Origin of the sequence: Pseudomonas sp. OVF7, from assembly GCF_030644265.1 — a bacterium.
GTDB lineage: Bacteria > Pseudomonadota > Gammaproteobacteria > Pseudomonadales > Pseudomonadaceae > Aquipseudomonas > Aquipseudomonas gorinensis.
Map to the genome: position 1 here is coordinate 5,775,690 of NZ_CP128996.1, position 18,630 is coordinate 5,794,319.

Below are 18,630 nucleotides of genomic sequence, written 5' to 3' on the forward strand. Positions count from 1 at the left end.
CAAAAAAATTACCGCCATCCTGAAGGGTTGAACCTCAGGAGGGCGGTAACTATGTGTGACACTTGAAAAAAGGGTGATCAGCGCCGCAGGGGCATGCCCAGGTCAACTCGCAGGCCATCCGGCTGGCTGTCGAATGTCAACGAGCACGAACAGCGCTGCACGATCGCTTGCACGATCGCCAGGCCCAAGCCGCACCCTTCGCTGTTGCCATTGCGCCAGAAACGCTGGGTCAGGTATTGCAGGTCTTCGGCGGATATCTGCGTGCCATGGTCACGCACACGAAACACCACCTGGTCGGCGGTGGTGGATACATTGAGTTCCACCCGGGTAGCCGCCGGGGTGTGGCGCAGGGCGTTGTCCAACAGGTTGCGCAGGGCCGCAACCGCCAGGCCCACCGGCATTTCCACCGGGGCACTTGAGAGGTTGTCCGGCAGGATCAGGTCGATCCGCGAATTGTCACCGGCATTCGCGTCCTGGATCGCCAGCCGTGCAACCTCCTCGGCACTGGATTGCATGCCATCGTCAAACGACAGGCTGCCCTCCACCCGCGCCAGCAGCAGCAATTGTTCGAGGGTGCGGTGCAGACGGTCGGCGCCCTCCTCGGCGTGGGCCAGGGACTGGTCGCGGGCAGCGCCCTCGGTCATGCGGGCCACTTGCAGGTGGGTCTTGATCGCCGTCAGCGGGCTGCGCAACTCGTGGGCGGCGTCGCCGGTGAGGCGGCGTTCGCGCTCGATGGTCTTGGCGATGCGTTGCAACAGTTGGTTTTGCGTGTCGAGCAGCGGCTTGAGCTCGCTGGGCAGCGGGTGGATCTGCAACGGCTCAAGGGAGTCGGCACTGCGGCGCATCAACGCGTCACGCATGCGGTTGAGCGGCAGCAGGCTCTGGCCGATGCCCAGCCACAGCAGGCACAAGCAGCCCAACAGGGCCACGCCCACCGGCACCGAGGCCGCCAGCAGGATCGACAGGTTCAAGGCTTCCCGCTCCACCTGGCGGTCGGCGGTGGTGATGAACAGGTCGCCACGGGCCAGGGTGAAGCTGCGCCACGCCGCGCCGTCGATGATCTGGTCACGGAAACCACTGCGGTGGGATTCCAGGCCCTGGTCAGGGGTAGTGTGGCTGCGCGCCAGCACCTCACCGCGCAAGGAGCTGACCTGGCATGCCATGCCCCCCGGCACGTTGAGTTGTTCGGCACTGAAATGCTTGCCCTCGGCGGTGCTCGCCAGGCCGGGCATTTGCTCCATCAAACCAGCGACCATGCGCGCGGACGCCACCAGGCGCTGGTCGAGGGAAAACATCATTTGGTTGCGCAGATCATTGAGCATCCAGGCAGCCGCCAGGGCCCAGATCAGCACAAAGGCGGCGCCGAGCTTGAACGTCAGCCGCAGTCGCAGGCTCATCACGAAACCTTCTCTCCCGCCTCGGCCGGGCCGCCATCCGCCGGCCCCAGGCGATAGCCCAGGCCGCGCACGGTCTCAACGACGCCATTGCCCAATTTGCGCCGCAGGTGGTGGATGTGCACGTTGAGCGCGTTGCTCTCCAGCTCGTCGTTGAAACCGTAGACGCTGTCCTTGAGCTGCTCGCTGGAGAGCACTCGGCCTTTGTTGTGCAGCAGGGCTTGCAGCAACGCTTGTTCGCGGCGCGACAAGTCCACAGGCTGCCCGCCCAGGAAGGTCTCGCGGCTGCTGGGGTTGTAGGTCAGTTGGCCATGCTCGATCAGGTTGACGCTACGCCCGGCCACCCGCCGCAGCAGAGTTTGCAGGCGCGCGGCGAGTTCGCGCAGGTCGAAGGGCTTGAGCAGGTAGTCGTCGGCACCGGCCTGCAGGCCGTCGACGCGGTTGGTTACCGAGTCGCGCGCGGTGAGGATCAGCACCGGGATCTCCAGGCCCTGGCTGCGCTGTTGCTGCAACAGCTTGAGGCCGTCTTCGTCGGGCAGGCCGAGGTCGAGCACCATGATGTCGAAGGTAGCCGCCTTGAGCATCGCCCGCGCCGCTGCCGCCGAGGCCACGCGCTCGACCGTAAAGCCCTGGGCGCCGAGGCCGGCCACGATGCCGCTGGCGATCAGTTCGTCGTCTTCACAGACCAGTACGTGCATGCTGAACCCTTCATGAAAGATGGGGGTGATTAAAAGTGCTGCGGATTAAGCAGCGATTATGCCGCGAAAAGAAGCCCCCTCAGACATTCCCTACACTTTAGAATAGCGCCCGGTTAATCATCGGTTAATCAACACCACACATTGTGTGCCTCACTTGCATCGAACTAAGGCTTGACCATGCGGCATTTGTTTATCGTTCTGCTGGCGTTATTCGCAGGGTTCGTCCAGGCCGCGCCGGGCAACCCATTCGAGACCAAACCCGACTTCCTCCCGGTGGGCAAAGCCTTCACTTTTACCTCCGAACGCCTGGAGTCCGGTGAAACCCAGTGGTATTGGCAGATCGCCGACGGCTATTACTTGTACCAGCAGCGCATGAAGTTCGACGGCCTGGCTGAAAAGCCGCCGCTGCCCCAAGGCGAAGCCCATAGCGATGAGTTCTTCGGCGAGCAGCAAGTGTATCGCCAGGGCCTGGAAGTGAAGATCCCCGCCGGGACCACCGGCAAGGTCAAGCTGGGCTGGCAGGGCTGTGCCGATGCCGGCCTGTGCTACCCGCCGCAGTCGATCACCGTGGACCTGGGGGGCAACCCCGCCGTGGCCGCTACCGCCGAAGCCCAGGACCAGAGCCTGGCCAGCGGCCTGCAACAACGCAGCCTGGGCTGGAGCCTGCTGGTGTTCTTTGGCCTGGGCCTGCTGCTGGCGTTTGCCCCTTGTTCATTGCCGATGTTGCCGATTCTCGCCGGGTTGGTGGTCGGCAGCGGTGCCAGCCCGCGTCGTGGCTTTGCCCTGGCCGGCAGTTATGTCGTGTGCATGGCGCTGGTGTATGCCGCGCTGGGCGTAGTCGCCGCCCTACTCGGCAGTAACCTCGCCGCGCTGCTGCAAACCCCGTGGATTCTGGGCAGCTTCGCTGCGTTGTTTGTGATCCTGGCCCTGCCGATGTTCGGCTTCTTTGAACTGCAACTGCCGGTGGCCCTGCGCGACCGCCTGGACAACGTCAGCCGTAACCAGAGTGGCGGCAGCCTGATCGGCGCCGGAGTACTCGGCGCCCTCTCCGGCCTGCTGGTCGGCCCGTGCATGACCGCGCCCCTGGCCGGTGCGCTGCTGTATATCGCGCAAAGCGGCAATGCCCTGCACGGCGGCCTGATCCTGTTCGCCATGGGCATCGGCATCGGTGTGCCGCTGTTGCTGCTGGTGACCGTGGGCAACCGCTTCCTGCCCAAGCCGGGCACCTGGATGAATGTGCTCAAGGGGATCTTCGGCTTCCTGTTCCTGGCCACCGCCATACTGATGATTCGTCCGGTCGTCGATGAAGCCCTGTGGCTGGGCCTGTGGGGTGTACTGGCCTTGGCCATGGCCTATTGCGGCTGGCGCCTGGCACAGGATTTCGGGCGTGTCGCCATGCTGTCCGGCGCCGGTTCCGTGGTACTGGGGTTGTGGGGCGGCCTGCTGCTGGTGGGCGCGGCAGGTGGCAGCGATGACCTGTGGCAACCGTTGAAGGTCTACAGCGGCTCGCGCGCTGTCGCCGGCCCTACCGCCCACGACGCGTTCATGACCATCAACGACCCAGCCGTGCTGCAAAGCCAGCTCGACAGCGCCAAGGCCCAGGGCCAATGGGTGCTGGTGGACTACTACGCCGACTGGTGCGTGTCGTGCAAGATCATGGAGAAACAGGTATTCGGCAAACCCGAAGTCCTCGACGCCCTGAAGGACGTGCGCCTGCTGCGCCTGGATGTCACCGCCGACAACGCCGCCAGCCGCGAGCTGCTCGGCCGTTACAAGGTGCCAGGGCCGCCGAGCTTCGTGTGGATCGGCCCTGACGGCGAAGAACGGCGTGCCCAGCGCATCACCGGCGAAGTGGATGCCGCGGCCTTCCTGCAACGCTGGACCCAGACCCGGGGCGCCCTCTGATGCTGACCCTGACCATCGGCACCTTCGCTATCGCCCTGAATCACATCCTGCTGATCAGCGCGCTGATTCTCGCCACCCTGGTGGGCTGGCGCGTGGCCAAGCGTGGCGGGGAAAACCCCGAGTCGGTGCTGTTCAGCCTGTTCCTGCTGGGCATGCTCAGCGCGCGGGTCAGCTTCGTACTGATGTATTGGAGTTACTACAGCAACGACCCGCTGCAGATGGTCGACCTGCGCGACGGCGGCTTTCTGGCCTGGCCGGGCGTGATCGCGCTGATCCTCGGCGCGCTGCTGTACGGCTGGCGCCGCCCGGCCCTGCGCAAGCCGCTGAGCGCCGGGGTAATCACCGGCCTGGTGTTCTGGGGCATGACCAGCCTGTCCCTCAGCGTGTATGAAAAAGGCACACGACTGCCAGACATCACCTTGCGCACCGCCAACGGCGAGGTGGTGCAATTGGCCGACTATCAAGGCGGGCCGCTGGTGATCAACCTGTGGGCCACCTGGTGTCCGCCCTGCCGTCGCGAAATGCCGGTACTGGAAAGCGCCCAACGCATGCGCCCCGACGTGACCTTCCTGTTCGTCAACCAGGCCGAGAGCATGCAAAGCGTCAGCACCTACCTGGCCACCCAGGGCCTGAACCTGGACAACGTGCTGTTCGATGCCAGTGGTCGCCTGGGCCAGGCCGTGGGCTCCATGGCCTTGCCGACCACGCTGTTCTACCAAGCCGATGGACGCCTGATCAACAGCCACCTCGGTGAACTGTCCCAGGCCAGCCTGGCCCGTGCCATGGAACCCTTCGACTCCGCCCCCGCCGCCACGGCCCCCTCAAGGAAACCGACATGCCCCGCCTCCGCCACCTGCTGACCCTGCTGCCACTGAGCCTGGCCGCCACCCTGGCCCAGGCCGAAGACTGGCCGGCACCGATCAAACAGATCGAAGCCAAGGGTGCCAAGATCATCGGCAAATTCGATGCACCCAGCGGCCTCACCGGCTACGCCGCGCAGTATCAGAACCGTGGCATGGCCCTGTACCTGACCGCCGACGGCAAAAGTGTGATCGCCGGCAACCTGTACGACGCCCAGGGTAATGACCTGAGCAGCGCGCCCCTGGAAAAACTGGTGTACGCGCCGATGGCCAAGGAAGTCTGGGCCAAGATGGAAAAGAGCCACTGGATCCAGGACGGCGACAAAAACGCCCCCCGCACCGTCTACCTGTTCAGCGACCCCAACTGCCCGTACTGCAACATGTTCTGGGAACAGGCGCGGCCATGGGTGAAAGCCGGCAAGGTGCAGCTGCGACATATCATGGTGGGGATTATTCGCGAGGACAGCCCAGGCAAATCCGCTGCGCTGCTGGCCAGCAAAGACGCGCCCAAGGCCCTGGAAGAACACGAAGCCGCCGGCAAAGGCAGCAAGCTCAAGCCGCTGGAGAAAATCCCGGCGGATATCCAGGCCCAACTCAATGCCAATATGCAGTTGATGGATGACTTGGAGTTGTCGGCAACCCCGGCGATTTTCTACCTGGATGACAAGGGTGGCTTGCAGCAACAGCAAGGCGCGCCGTCGCCGGATAAGTTGGTGAAGATTCTTGGACCGAAATAAGCCGCGCCTGGGCTGACGCCATCGGGAGCAAGCCCCCTCCCACACTCGAGCCCCTTCCTTCAGGATGAACCCGGTCACTGTGGGAGGGGGCCTGCTCTCGATGAGGCCCGCGCAGGCTGCGAAAATTACAAGCCTTCCAACTCCGCCATCAAATCACTCAAGCGATCCACCTTCTGCGCGCTGATCTCATTCGCCGCCAGCCCATCGATGTACTCGGCCAACGCCGCCACCGTGCTGCACTCGAACATCGCCCGCAGCGGCACATCCCGTTGCAGGGTTTTCTGCACCCGCGAGGCAATCTGCGTGGCCAGCAACGAGTGTCCGCCCAGTTCGAAGAAGTTGTCCTGTACCCCTACCCTTTCGACTTTCAGCACCTCGGCCCAGATCGCGGCCAAGGTGGCTTCAAGTGCGTTGCGCGGCGCCAGGTAGTCCTGGCTGTGCAATTGGCCGATCTCCAGGGTGGGCAGGGCCTTGCGGTCGAGCTTGCCGTTGGCGTTGAGCGGCAGGCGGTCCAGCCATAGCCAATGCAGCGGCACCATGTACTCCGGCAGTTCGGCGCGCAGGCGTTGCTTGATGCGGTCCAGGCGCTCGCCTGGGTTCAAGGTTTCATCGGCGGCCACCAGGTAGCCGACGAGGTGTTTGCCGTTGTCCCCCTCCTGCACGCCGACGGCCGCGTCGCGCACGTCCGATTGTTCGTGCAGGCGTGCTTCGATTTCCCCCAGCTCGATGCGGTAACCGCGAATCTTCACTTGGTGGTCGATACGCCCGACGTACTCCAGCACGCCATCGCTGCGACGGCGTGCCAGGTCGCCGGTGCGGTACAAACGCTCGCCCGCCGCGCCGAACGGGTTCGGCACAAACACTGGGGCGGTGCGCAACGGGTCGCCGACATAGCCACGCCCCACACCGGTACCGGCTACGCACAACTCGCCTACCGCGCCTTGGGGCACCAGTTCCAACGCACCGTCCAGCAGGTACAAGCGGTTGTTGTCGGTCGGCGTCCCAATCGGCAGGTAAGTGCCACGGGTCGAGGCCAGGTCGACGCGGAAGAACGCCACGTCGTCCGAGCATTCTGCCGGGCCATAGGCGTTCACCAGCCCGATCTGCGGATAACGCAGCAACCACTGGTGCGCCAGCTCCGGCGGCATGGCCTCGCCGGTGGGCAGCATCCAGCGCAGGCCATCGAGGCTGATGCGCTCCTCGGCCAGCATGCCCTGGATCAGCGACGGCACGCTTTCCAGCACCGTGATGCCTTGAGTCTGAACATGCGCCAGCAAGCCTTGGGGATCGTGGGCGATGGTGTTCGGCACAATATCCACCCGCGCCCCGAACAGCGGCGCGGCAAGGAATTGCCACACGGAAATATCGAAGCTTTGCGAGGCCGTCTGGGCGATCACATCCGTCTCGCTCAGTTGCAGGTAAGGCACTTTGCTCAACTGGTTATTGAGCATGCCGCGCTGCTCGACCATCACCCCTTTGGGCAAACCGGTGGAGCCCGAGGTGTAGATCACGTAGGCGAGGTTGTACGGTGCGCTGTAGACACCAGGGTTGGCACCCCGGGACGGCACTTCCTCCCATACCAGCAACTGACAGTCAAAACCGTCCAGCAACGCAATGGCCTGCTCGCGGCACGCCTCGGTGCACACCAGCAACGGCGTACGGCTCAGGTCGATGATGCTGCGCAAACGCTGGCTCGGCAGGCCGGGGTCCAGCGGCAGGTAACCGGCACCGGCCTTGAAGCTGCCGATGATCATGCCCAGCAAGTCAAGGCTACGCTCGGCCAGCAACGCCACCGGTTGGTCCAGGCCGACACCCGCCGCGATCAGCGCGTGACCGAGCCCGTTACTGCGACGGTTCAATTCGTCATAGGTCCACTGTCGGTCCAGGCAACTGGCGGCAATGCGCTGTGGATGGGCGGCGACCTGCGCTTCGAACAGTTCGACATAACTGCGTTCCAGCGGGTAGGCGTGCGCGCTCTGGTTGCAGCCGTGCAACAGGAACGCACGTTCCTGCTCGCCCATCAGCGGCAGGTCGGCCATGTCGCCATGGAACCCGTGCATCAATGCCAGCAGCAAACGCTTGAACTCGCCGAGCATGCCTTGCACGGTGGTTTCGTCGAAGTAACGCTGGTCGTAAGACAGGTGCAACCCCAGGTCATCACCCGGATAGCACACGGCCGTCAGCGGGAAGTTGGTGTGGGTGCGGCCGGAGTCCGAGGTGGCATTCAGGCTTTGTGCGCGATCCAGTACCGAGACTTCCACCGGGGCATTTTCAAACACGAACAGGCTGTCGAACAGCGGCTGGCCCTTGGGCAACTCGCTGTGTTCCTGGATCGTCACCAGCGGCAGGTATTCGTACTCGCGCAGTTGCATATTGCTGTCGAGCAAGCCGCTCAACCACTGGCGCACGCTGCAACGCTGGTCGTCCTCGGGCAGTTTTACCCGCAGGGCGATGCTGTTGATGAACAGGCCGACGGTGCGCTGCATCTCGGGCATGTCCACCGGGCGACCAGCCACGGTGACGCCGAACAGCACGTCACGATCGCCGCTCAAGCGGCGCAGCACCAACGCCCATGCAGCCTGGGCGAAGGTGTTGACGGTGAGTTGATGGGCCTGCGCCAACTCGCGCAGTTGCGCACCGTCGCGGGCCTCGAGACGGGTGTAGCAGTCGCCCACCACCATGCCACCGCTATGGCCGGCATGTTCACGCAGGAATGGCCGGTCGCTCGGGATCGGCGTGGTGCGCTCGAAGCCTTGCAGGTTCTGCTGCCACCACTGGCGTGCTTCGCTCAGGTTCTGGCGTTGCAGCCAGGCAATGTAGTCGCGATAACGCGGCGGCGTGGCCAGTTGTGCCTCGCGCCCTTCGCCCAGGGCCATGTAGATCTCGAAGAAGTCATTCATCAACAACGAGCGGCACCACGCATCGATGAGGATGTGGTGGTTGCTCATCATGAACCAGTAGCGCTCGGCGCCGACGCGGATCAGGCGCAGGTGGAACGGCGCCTGGTTGAGCAGATCGAAACCGGCTTCGCGCTCCTTCTTGAGCAGCGCTTGCAGACGCGGCTCCTGCTCGCTTTCTGGATCAGCACTCCAATCCAGGTACTCAATCGGCGTACTGCCCGGCTGATGGATCACTTGCAGCATGTCTTCGCCAACGTTCCAACAGAACGAGGCACGCAAGGCTTCATGCCGGGCGATCACCGCCTGCCAGGCCTGGGCGAAACGCTCAGGGTCCAGGGCGCTGTCGATGCGGTAGCGGTCCTGCATATAGTAGAGACCCGTGCCCGGTTCCAGCAGGGTGTGCAGCAGCAAACCCTCCTGCATTGGCGTCAGCGGGTAGACGTCTTCGATGACGCTGGCGGGTACCGGCAAGCTGTCCAGTTGCGCCTGACTCAAGTGCGCCAGGGGGAAGTCCGACGGCGTGAAACCGCCAACATCGTCCCTGAGGCAGTGCGCAATCAGGCTGCGCAGTTCGGCCAGGTAGGCATCGGCCAGAGCCTGGAGAGTCTGCCGATCGAAGCGTTCGCGGCTGAAGGTCCAGCGCAGCACCAGCTCACCGCCGTACACCTGGCTGTCGATGCTCAGTTCGTTGGGCAACGGTGCATCCGGGTCATGGGCCAGGCCGGCAGACTCGTCCAGCGGGTGGAACAGCGCATCGGCGCCAAAGCTCTGGTCGAATTGACCGAGGTAGTTGAAGGTGATGCCGGCGCTGGGCAGCCCGGCCAGGGTCTGCTTGCACAGGTCGTCCGCCAGGTAACGCAGCACGCCATAGCCGAGGCCCTTGTGGGGGATGCCGCGCAGTTGCTCCTTGATCGCCTTGATCGAAGCGCCCTGCTCCGCCAGTGGGGTCAGGCGCAGCGGATAAGCACTGGTGAACCAGCCGACGCTACGGGTCAGGTCGATATCATCGAACAGGGTTTCACGACCATGGCCTTCCAGCTGGATCAGCGCCGAATCATGCCCACTCCAGCGGCACACCACACGGGCCAGCGCGGTCAACAGCAGGTCATTGACCTGGGTGCGGTAGGCGCTGGGGGCCTGTTGCAGCAACTGGCGGGTGTGTTCGGCATCCAGGCGCACGCTGACGGTATCCGCATCCCGATTACGCAGCGCGCCTAGAGGACGCGTCACCGGCAATGCCACGGCCGGGCCGGCCAATTGAGCCTGCCATACCGTCAATTCCTCGCGCAGGGATTCACTGTGGGCATAAGCCTGCAAGCGCGCAGCCCAGTCACGCAGGGCGCTGGTCTTGGCCGGCAGGCTGACGGACTGGCCTTCGCTCAGCTGGCGATAGACGTTTTGCAGATCCTCCAGCAGCACCCGCCACGACACGCCATCGACCACCAGGTGATGGATAGCGATCAGCAGGCGCTGTTGCCCTTGCGGGCCATCCACCAGCAAGGCGCGCAACAGCGGGCCGTGCGCCAGGTCGAGGCTGCGCTGGGTCTCGGTGAACAGCGCGGTGCACTGCGCCATATCGTGCACGTGCGCCTGCATCAGCACGCCGCCCTGGGGCACGGCCAAGTGCTCGGCGTGCCATTGCGCGTCGCGCTGGCTGAAGCTCAGGCGCAGCGCGTCGTGGTGTTCCAGCACCGCCAACAGCGCTTGCTCCAGGCGATGGGGCTCGAGCAGTTGCAGGGGCTTGAGGACAAGCGCCTGGTTCCAATGCTGACGTTCGGGAATCGGGGTATCGAAGAACCACTGCTGGATGGGCGTCAGGCCCGAGCTGCCGGTGAGCACGCCCTGCTCGGCCGTCACTTGCTCGACGAGCGTGGCAACCGCCGCCAGGGTTTGCACGGTCTGGTGCTGGAACAGGTCGCGGGGGCTGAAGTGAATCCCCGCCTGCCGCGCACGGCTGACCACCTGGATCGACAGGATCGAGTCGCCGCCCAGTTCAAAGAAGTTATCGTCCAGGCCGACTTGCGGCACGTTCAACACGGCGCACCAGATCGCGGCCAGGGTGCTTTCCAACGCGTTGCGCGGGGCCACGTACTGTTGGCGGTTGGCTTCCGGGTCCGGTTGCGGCAAGGCACGCCGGTCAAGTTTGCCGTTGGCGGTCAACGGCATGCTGTCCAGCACGATCAGGTGCGCGGGTACCATGTAGTCCGGCAGTTGCGCCTTGAGATGCGCCTTGAGCGCATCGCGTAATGCGCCGTGCTCGGCATCGCTGACCAGGTAGGCCACCAGCTGTTTGCCGCTGGGCGAATCCAGCGCCAGCACCACGGCCTCGCGTACGGCGTGGTGCTCCAGCAGGCGGGTTTCGATCTCGCCCAGTTCGATACGGAAGCCACGAATCTTCACTTGATGGTCGATCCGCCCCAGGTACTCCACCAGACCATCGGCGCGTTGGCGCACCAGGTCGCCGGTGCGGTAAAGACGCCCGCCGTCACGCGCGAAGGGATCGGCCACGAAGCGTTCGGCGGTCATGCCCGGACGCTGGTGATACCCCTGGGCCAGGCCGGCGCCGCCGACATACAGTTCACCCGTCGCACCTTGCGGCACCAAGGCCAGGTCGGCGTCGAGAATGTACGCCACGCGGTCCCCGATGATGCTGCCGATCGGTACGCTGCCGGCGCCCTCCTCCAACTGCTCGGGCGCGAGGCTGGCCAGCGGCATCACCACGGTTTCGGTCGGCCCATAGGCGTTGAAAAACACCTGCGGCTGGAACGCTGCGCGGATGCGCTGCAAGTGTTCGCCGGTCAACGCCTCGCCACCGGTGATGCACATGCGCACCGGCAACGTCTGCTGCTGGGTGGCCAGCCACTGCGCCAACTGGCTGCCGTAGCTCGGCGTAAAGCCGAGGATATTGATGCGATGGGTACGGATCAGCGCGCAGATCTCTTCTGCATCCCACTGGCCCTGGGCGCGTAATACCACCCGCGCACCGCAGAGCAACGGCACCAGCAAACGTTCGGTAGCGGCGTCGAAGTTGATCGAATAGAAGTGCAATTCGCAGTCGTCCGGACGCATGCCGAAGCGCTCGATCACGGCCTGGCAGTGCATGGCGATTTCACCGTGAGACACCACCACGCCCTTGGGCTTGCCGGTGGAACCGGAGGTGTAGATCAGGTAGGCCTGGTGCTGCGCCAGGCTGATAAAGGGCAGTTCATCGGCCGGGTAATTCTCCAGCACCGGAAGGTCATCTTCCAGGCACCAGCAGGCCACGGTCGCCGGCAGTTCACCCAGGGCTTCGAACATCGCTGCATCGCTGAGCAGCAGGCCAATGCCGCTGTCTTCGATCATGTAGTGCAGGCGGTCCAGCGGGTATTCCGGGTCGAGCGGTACATAGGCACCGCCCGCCTTGAGGATCGCCAACAGGCCGATGACCATTTCCAGGGAGCGCGGCAACGCCAGGCCGACGCGTACCTGCGGGCCGACACCACGCTCGCGCAGCATCCAGGCCAGGCGGTTGGCGCGGGCGTCCAGCTCGCGGTAGCTGAGGGTAACGCCGGCGAAGGTCAGCGCGGGCGCATCGCCACGGGCTTTTGCCTGTTGGCTGAACAGCGTGTGAATGCACTGATCAAGGCGGTGCTCGCCCGCTTCGACGCCCAGGCTGTCCTGCAACGCGCGCTGTTCCGTGGCGCTGAGCAACGGCAATTCGCTCAGACGCTGCTCGGGGCTGGCGATCAGCGCTTGCAACAGATTGCGCCAATGTTCGGCCATCCGCGCAATGCGCGGCTCATCGAACAAGTCGGTGCTGTAGGTCAGGCAGCACCCCAGGCGATGGTCAAGGTCGGTGACTTCCAGGTTGAGGTCGAACTTGGTCGCGCGCGCATCGTTGGCCAGGTACTCGACCGTCATGCCGGCCAGTTGGCGGCTCTGCTGGAACTCCCAACGCTGCACGTTGCACATCACCTGGAACAACGGGTTGTACGCCGCACTGCGCGGCGGTTGCAAGGCTTCGACCAGATGGTCGAACGGCAGGTCCTGATGGGACTGGCCCTCGATCACGGTGTGACGCACCTGTTCGAACAACTCACCCACGGTCATCTGCCCATTGAGCTGGCAACGCAGCACCTGGGTATTGAGGAACGCGCCGATCAGCCCTTCGCTTTCCGGGCGAATCCGGTTGGCCACGGGGGCGCCGATGCGCAAGTCGGTCTGGCCGCTGTAGCGGTAGAGCAACACGGCCAGGGTGGCGGTCATGGTCATGAACAAGGTCAGGCCGCGCTCGGCATTAAACGCCCGCACCCGCGCGGCCAGTTCAGCGCTCAAATCGAAACGGTACAGCTCGCCCCGATGGCTTTGTACCGGTGGCCGTGGACGGTCGCCCGGCAGTTCCAGCAGCGGGTGCTCATGACCCAGTTGCGCGGTCCAGTAATCCAGCTGGCGTTGGCGTTCGCCGGCTTCCAGCCATTGGCGTTGCCACACACTGTAGTCGAGGTATTGCACGGGCAATGGCGCCAGCGGCGAGTCGCGCTCGTCGATAAAGGCTTCGTACAACGCGCTGAGTTCACGGGCAAAGATGTCCATGGCCCAGCCTTCGGTGACGATATGGTGCAGGGTCAGCACCAGGTAGTGCTCCTGCTCACCGGCCTTGACCAGGCACGCGCGCAGCAGCGGGCCGGTTTCCAGGTTGAACGGTGAGTGGGCTTCATGGTCGGCCAGCTGCTGCAAGCGTTGCTGGCGCTCGGTTTCGCAGAGCGCCGAGATGTCCTGCCAGCCCATGCGCACGCCGGACTGCGGCGCGACCTTCTGATAGGCCACGCCATCGACACTCGGGAAGGTGGTGCGCAAGGTTTCATGGCGCATGATCAAGGCTTGCAACGCCGCCTCGAAACGCCCCACATCCAGCACCCCGCGCAGGCGCGCCATGCCGCCGACGTTGTAGGCCGGGCTGTCCGGCTCCATCTGCCAGAGGAACCACATGCGCTGCTGGGAATAGGACAACGGCACCGGTTCGCTGCGGTCGACCTTGGCGATGGTGGTTTGTTGGTTGCGTTGCCCCGACGCCTGGATCAGCCCGACCTGTTCAGCAAAAGCGCCCAACTCGCTGGCTTCGAACAAAGTGCGCAACGGCAGCTCGACGTCACAGGCCTGGCGGGTACGGGAGATGATTTGCGTGGCCAGCAGCGAGTGGCCGCCCAGGGCGAAGAAGTCATCGTGCAGGCCGATCTTCGGCAGGCCAAGGACCTCGCGCCAGATCGCGGCGATCTGCTGTTGCAGCGGCGTTTCAGGCTCGACGTGCTCACGGGTTTGCCACACCGGCTCCGGCAAAGCGCGGCGGTCGAGCTTGCCGCTCGGGCTCAGGGGCATGGCGTCCAGACGCATCAGCAGGGCGGGCACCATGTACTCCGGCAGCTCGGCGGCCAGGGCGGTTTTGACCTGCTGTTCGTCCAGCTCGGCATGGGCGGTGTAGTAGCCGATCAACTGTGCGTCACGCACCAGCACGACGGCCTGGGCGATGCCGTCCAGGGCGAGCAGGCGAGCTTCGATTTCTTCCGGCTCCACACGGAAACCGCGGAGCTTGACCTGTTGGTCGAGACGGCCGAGGTACTCAAGCACACCGTCGGCGCTCCATCGGGCGCGGTCACCGGTGCGGTACAGGCGCGCACCTTGGTGGTCGGCGACAAAGCGCTCAGCGGTCAACCCAGGACGACCGAGGTAACCCCGCGCCAGGCCAATGCCACCGATGCACAGCTCACCCGGCACGCCAACGGGCACGGGGTTGAGCTGCTCATCCAGCACGCGACAGATCACATTGCCCAGCGGGCGGCCAATCGGCGAGCGCTCGCCATCCTCCACGCGGCAGTGCCAGTGCGTCACGTTGATCGCGGTCTCGGTCGGGCCATAACGATTGTGCAATTGCACCGCCGGCAACTGCGCCAATACGCGGTTGCGCAGCTCGGCGGGCAAGGCTTCACCACCGGAGAACAGGCGGCGCAGGCTGGTGCATTCGGCCACCAACGGTTCATCGATAAACAGCTGCAACAGCGGCGGCACGAAGTGCAGCGTGGTCACGCCGTGTTCCTGGACCAACTGCGCGATACGGTGCGGATCACGATGCTCGCCAGGGCCAGCCAGCACCAGGCGGCAGCCGGTGATCAGCGGCCAGAAGCATTCCCACACCGACACGTCGAAACTGATCGGCGCCTTTTGCATCAGCACATCCGTGTGGTTGAGCTGATAGGTGGCTTGCATCCATTGCAAGCGTTCGGCCAGGGCCGCATGGGTGTTGCCCACGCCCTTGGGCTGGCCGGTGGAGCCGGAGGTGTAGATCACGTAGGCGAGGTTGTCACCCTCCAGGTGCAGGCCAGGGGGCTGGGTCGGCCAACTGTCGAGATGCAGGCTGTCCATGGCGATCACGCACACGCAGTCGGCCGTCGGCAGGTGTTCGAGCAAGGCGGTCTGGGTCAGCAGCAGGTGCGCGCGGCTGTCCCGGAGCATGTAGGCCAGGCGCTCGGCGGGGTAGTCCGGGTCCAGCGGCACATAGGCACCGCCGGCCTTGATGATCGCCAGCAGGCCGATCAGCAACTGCGGCGACCGCTCGGCAGCGATGGCCACGCACACGTCCGGGCCAACGCCTTTGTCGCGCAGGTAATGGGCCAGGCGGTTGGCCTGGGTATGCAGTTGGGCAAACGTCAGGCTGCCGTCCTGCCAGACCAGCGCGGTGTTATCAGAGACAGATGGGTTGAGCAGTTCGGGCAGCCATTGTTGAGCGGGGGCACACGGCGCCTGGCTCCACGCTTGCTGTTCGTCCTGCTGCATCAGCTTGAGGTCGCCGAGGGCACGCTGCGGATGCTCGCAGATCGCGTGCAGCAGGTGGATGAAGTGTTCGGCCAGGCGCTGGATCGTCGCAGGCTCGAACAGTTCATCGGCGTAGTCGAACGACAGGCCCAAGCGCCCATTGCGGTCTTCTTCAGTGTGCAGTTGCAGGTCGAACTTGGCTTCGCGGCTGTGCCAAGGCAGCTCGTCGGCAAGCATGCCCGGCAGGCGGCGCAAGGCACTCAGGTCGCGTTGCTGGTGGTTAAACATCACTTGGAACAAACCCTGTTCGCGGGCCTGCGGGAATGCCTCCAGCAGTTGTTCGAAGGGCAAGTCCTGATGCGCCTGGGCGCCCAAGGCGGCCTGGCGTGTCGCAGCCAATAACTGGTTGAACGGCAAACGCCCGTCCAGTTCGGCGCGCAGCACCAGCGTGTTGATAAAGAAACCGACCAGACCCTGGGTTTCCTGGCGTGGGCGGTTGGCGTTGGGCACGCCAATGCGGATATCGCGCTGGCCACTGTAGCGATAGAGCAAGGTCTGGAACGCCGCCAGCAACAGCATGAATGGCGTGGACTCATGGGACTGGGCAGTCTGGCGAATCGCTTCGCTGAGGCTGGCGCCCAGGCGCACGCTGTGGCGTGAAGCAGTGTGGCGTTGCTGCGCCGAGCGCGGGTGGTCGGTGGCCAGGCTCAAGGCCGGATGCTCCTCCCCCAGTTGCGCCTTCCAGTACGCCAGTTGGCGCTGGCCTTCGCCTTCGGCCAGCCATTGGCGTTGCCAGCTTGCGTAGTCGGCGTACTGCAAAGCCAGGGGTGGCAACGCCAGGGTTTGGCCCTGGGCAGCGGCGGCATACAGTCGCGAGAACTCGTCGATGAGCAGATTCAGCGACCAGCCGTCAGCAATGATGTGGTGCAGCGTCACCAGCAGTTGATGATCTTCATCCTCCAGGCGTACCAGGGTCACCCGCAGCAGCGGGCCGTTTTCCAGGTCGAACGGGGTACGCGCTTCGTCCTCGCGGATCTGTTGCGCGCGGGCGTCACGTTCGGCGGCGGGCAGGTGGCTGAGGTCGATGACGTGCAGATCGAAATCGCTGTTGGCGTCCACACGCTGGAAGGCTTGGCCATCGCGCTCATAGAAACGTGTGCGCAGGGCTTCGTGGCGCTGGATCAAGTGCTGGAAGCTGGCACATACCGCGTCTTCATCCAGCTCGCCACGCAAACGCAGGGCGCCGGGGATGGTGTAGGCGCTGCTCAGGGGATCCAGTTGCCAGGTGATCCACAAGCGATTCTGGGCCAGGGATTGGGGCAGGTCTTCGTCGCGCGATAGGGTGTGGATCGCGCCTTGGGCAACGCCACCGTCCTGTTGCAATTGCGCGATATGCGCGGCAAAGCCTTCCAGGGTCGGGGCTTCGAACAGCATGCGCAGGTTCAGCTCCAGGCCGAGGTCTTCGCGCAGGCGCGCGACCACCTGGGTGGCGGTGATGGAGTTGCCGCCGAGCAGGAAGAAGTGATCGTCGGCCGCCACGCTCGCCACGTGCAACTGTTCGCACCAGATCGCCGCGATCCGGCTTTGCAGCTCCGACCCCTGCGCCGCATTAGGCGCCGGCGCATGCAGGTCGGGGAACTGCGCATAGCTATCGAGGCTGCCATCGGCATGACGCACCGCGCAGGCCGCGCGTTGCAGCTTGCCGCTGGAGGTCTTGGGCAAGGCACCGGGGTTGAGCAGCAGCACCACGCACGGCGCCTCTTGGTAGGCCTCGGCCACGGCCTGGCGGATGGCTTTGATCAGCGCTTCAGGCGGCAAGATCTTCTGCACGCTGCGGCTGATTTCCGCCGCAATGCCAATACCTTCCTGGCCCTGATCATTCACCGCGAACGCCGCAACGCGACCCTTGCGCACCACTTCCACTTCGCGCTCGATGGTCTGCTCAATGTCCTGGGGATACAGGTTGTGCCCGCGCACGATCAGCAGGTCTTTCAGGCGGCCGGTGATGTACAGCTCACCCTCGCGGATAAAGCCCAGGTCACCGGTGCGCAGCCAGGTGCGGCCGGCGTGCTGTACGAAGGTCTTGGCGCTGGCTTCGGGGTTGCGCCAGTAGCCATGGGCGATGCTCGGCCCGCTGGCCCAGATTTCGCCGACGCCGTTGTCGGCCAGTTCGCTCAAGGTGTGCGGGTCGACGATCAGCACCGCATGGTCCGGCTGGCTCGTGCCGCAACTCATGATCGCACTGCCCTGCCCTGGTTCGGCGCGGTTAGCGGCCAACGCCTGTTCGTCGACACGCAGCGCGGGGATGCCCTGGCCACGGCGGCCACCGGCGACAAACAGGGTCGCTTCGGCCAGGCCGTAGGAGGCGAAGAAGCTGTTCGCGGTGAAACCGCAACGGGCGAATTTCTCGGCGAAGCGTTCCAGGGTGTCGAGGCGGATCGGCTCGGAGCCGGAATAGGCCACGCGCCACTGGCTCAGGTCGAGACGCGCCAACGCCGACTCACTGACCCGCTCACTGCATAAACGGTAGGCGAAATCCGGGCCGCCGCTGATGGTACCGCCGTATTCGCTGATCGCTTCCAGCCAACGCAGCGGCCGGCCGAGGAAGTACGCCGGCGACATCAGTACGCAGGGCACGCCGCTGAAAACCGGTTGCAGCAGGCCGCCGATCAGGCCCATGTCGTGGTACAGCGGCAGCCAGCTGACGATCACATCGTCCGGGTTCACGTCGATGCCGAAGCCTCGGCGAATCAGCACTTCATTGGCAACCAGATTGCCGTGGCTGACTTGTACACCCTTCGGCAACGCGGTGGAGCCAGAGGTGTATTGCAGGAAGGCAATGTCGTCGGGTTGCAGGTCGGGGGCGCGCCAGCTGTCCGCGATTTGTGCGTCCAGGGTGTCGACACTCAACACCGGCGGCGCGTTTTCGAGCTGCGCCAAGCCATCGCCGAGGCTGGCGATGGTCAGCAGCAGGCGTGGCTCGGCGTCGGCGATGATCGACAGCAGGCGCGCCTGGTGATGCCGGCGGGTGGACTCCGGCGGGTAGGCCGGCACTGCAATGATGCCGGCGTACAGGCATCCGAAGAACGCCGCGACATAGTCCGGGCCGCTGGGGAACAGCAGCACCGCGCGCTCGCCCAACGCTGCGTTGGCCTGGAGGGCGGCGGCGATGGTGCGGGCGCGCAGGTCCAGGTCGCGGTAACTGAGCACGATGCTCTGTTCGGCGGACTCGGCGAGAAAGCGCAGGGCCACTTGGTCCGGGGTCTGCTCGGCACGCTGTTGAAGGGACTGGACCAGGGTGCGGGGAAGTTCGAAGGCGTCCATCTTGGGGTTCCTGCCTGAAATCGGCT

The 18,630-nt window shown here is 64.7% G+C and carries 6 protein-coding genes; 3 read left to right on the forward strand and 3 right to left on the reverse strand.

The genetic code is table 11. The features are described from left to right. Positions 1-77 precede the first annotated feature (77 nt). Positions 78-1,397 carry an ATP-binding protein gene (locus tag QU606_RS26220; RefSeq protein ID WP_041160988.1) on the reverse strand — a complete coding sequence of 440 codons (1,320 nt, stop codon included), beginning with the start codon at positions 1,395-1,397 and terminating at the stop codon, positions 78-80. Further along, positions 1,397-2,092, reverse strand: a complete 696-nt coding sequence (locus QU606_RS26225; RefSeq protein ID WP_304997797.1) for a response regulator — start codon at positions 2,090-2,092, stop codon at positions 1,397-1,399. Before QU606_RS26225 ends, QU606_RS26220 begins: the two co-directional genes overlap by 1 nt. A 177-nt stretch (positions 2,093-2,269) precedes the next feature. Between QU606_RS26225 and dsbD the strand changes: the two genes are divergently transcribed. The 3 genes from dsbD to dsbG are packed head-to-tail and all read left to right on the forward strand — an operon-like array spanning position 2,270 to position 5,594. After that, complete coding sequence (gene dsbD, locus QU606_RS26230; protein WP_069076731.1) at positions 2,270-3,997, forward strand: protein-disulfide reductase DsbD; 1,728 nt, start codon at positions 2,270-2,272, stop codon at positions 3,995-3,997. Beyond that, on the forward strand, positions 3,997-4,857 hold the full coding sequence (locus QU606_RS26235; protein WP_024076664.1) for a TlpA disulfide reductase family protein: 861 nt from the start codon (positions 3,997-3,999) through the stop codon (positions 4,855-4,857). The genes dsbD and QU606_RS26235 overlap by 1 nt, the downstream gene beginning before the upstream one ends. Continuing rightward, positions 4,833-5,594: a thiol:disulfide interchange protein DsbG gene (gene dsbG, locus QU606_RS26240; RefSeq protein ID WP_024076665.1), complete on the forward strand. Its 762-nt coding sequence runs from the start codon at positions 4,833-4,835 to the stop codon at positions 5,592-5,594. The genes QU606_RS26235 and dsbG overlap by 25 nt, the downstream gene beginning before the upstream one ends. Before the next feature lie 125 nt (positions 5,595-5,719). On the opposite strand, the gene QU606_RS26245 is transcribed toward dsbG, so the two are convergent. Then, the gene (locus QU606_RS26245; RefSeq protein WP_304997798.1) at positions 5,720-18,604 is read right to left on the reverse strand and encodes a non-ribosomal peptide synthetase; all 12,885 of its coding nucleotides are present in this window, start codon (positions 18,602-18,604) and stop codon (positions 5,720-5,722) included. Between the last annotated feature and the right edge of the window lie 26 nt (positions 18,605-18,630).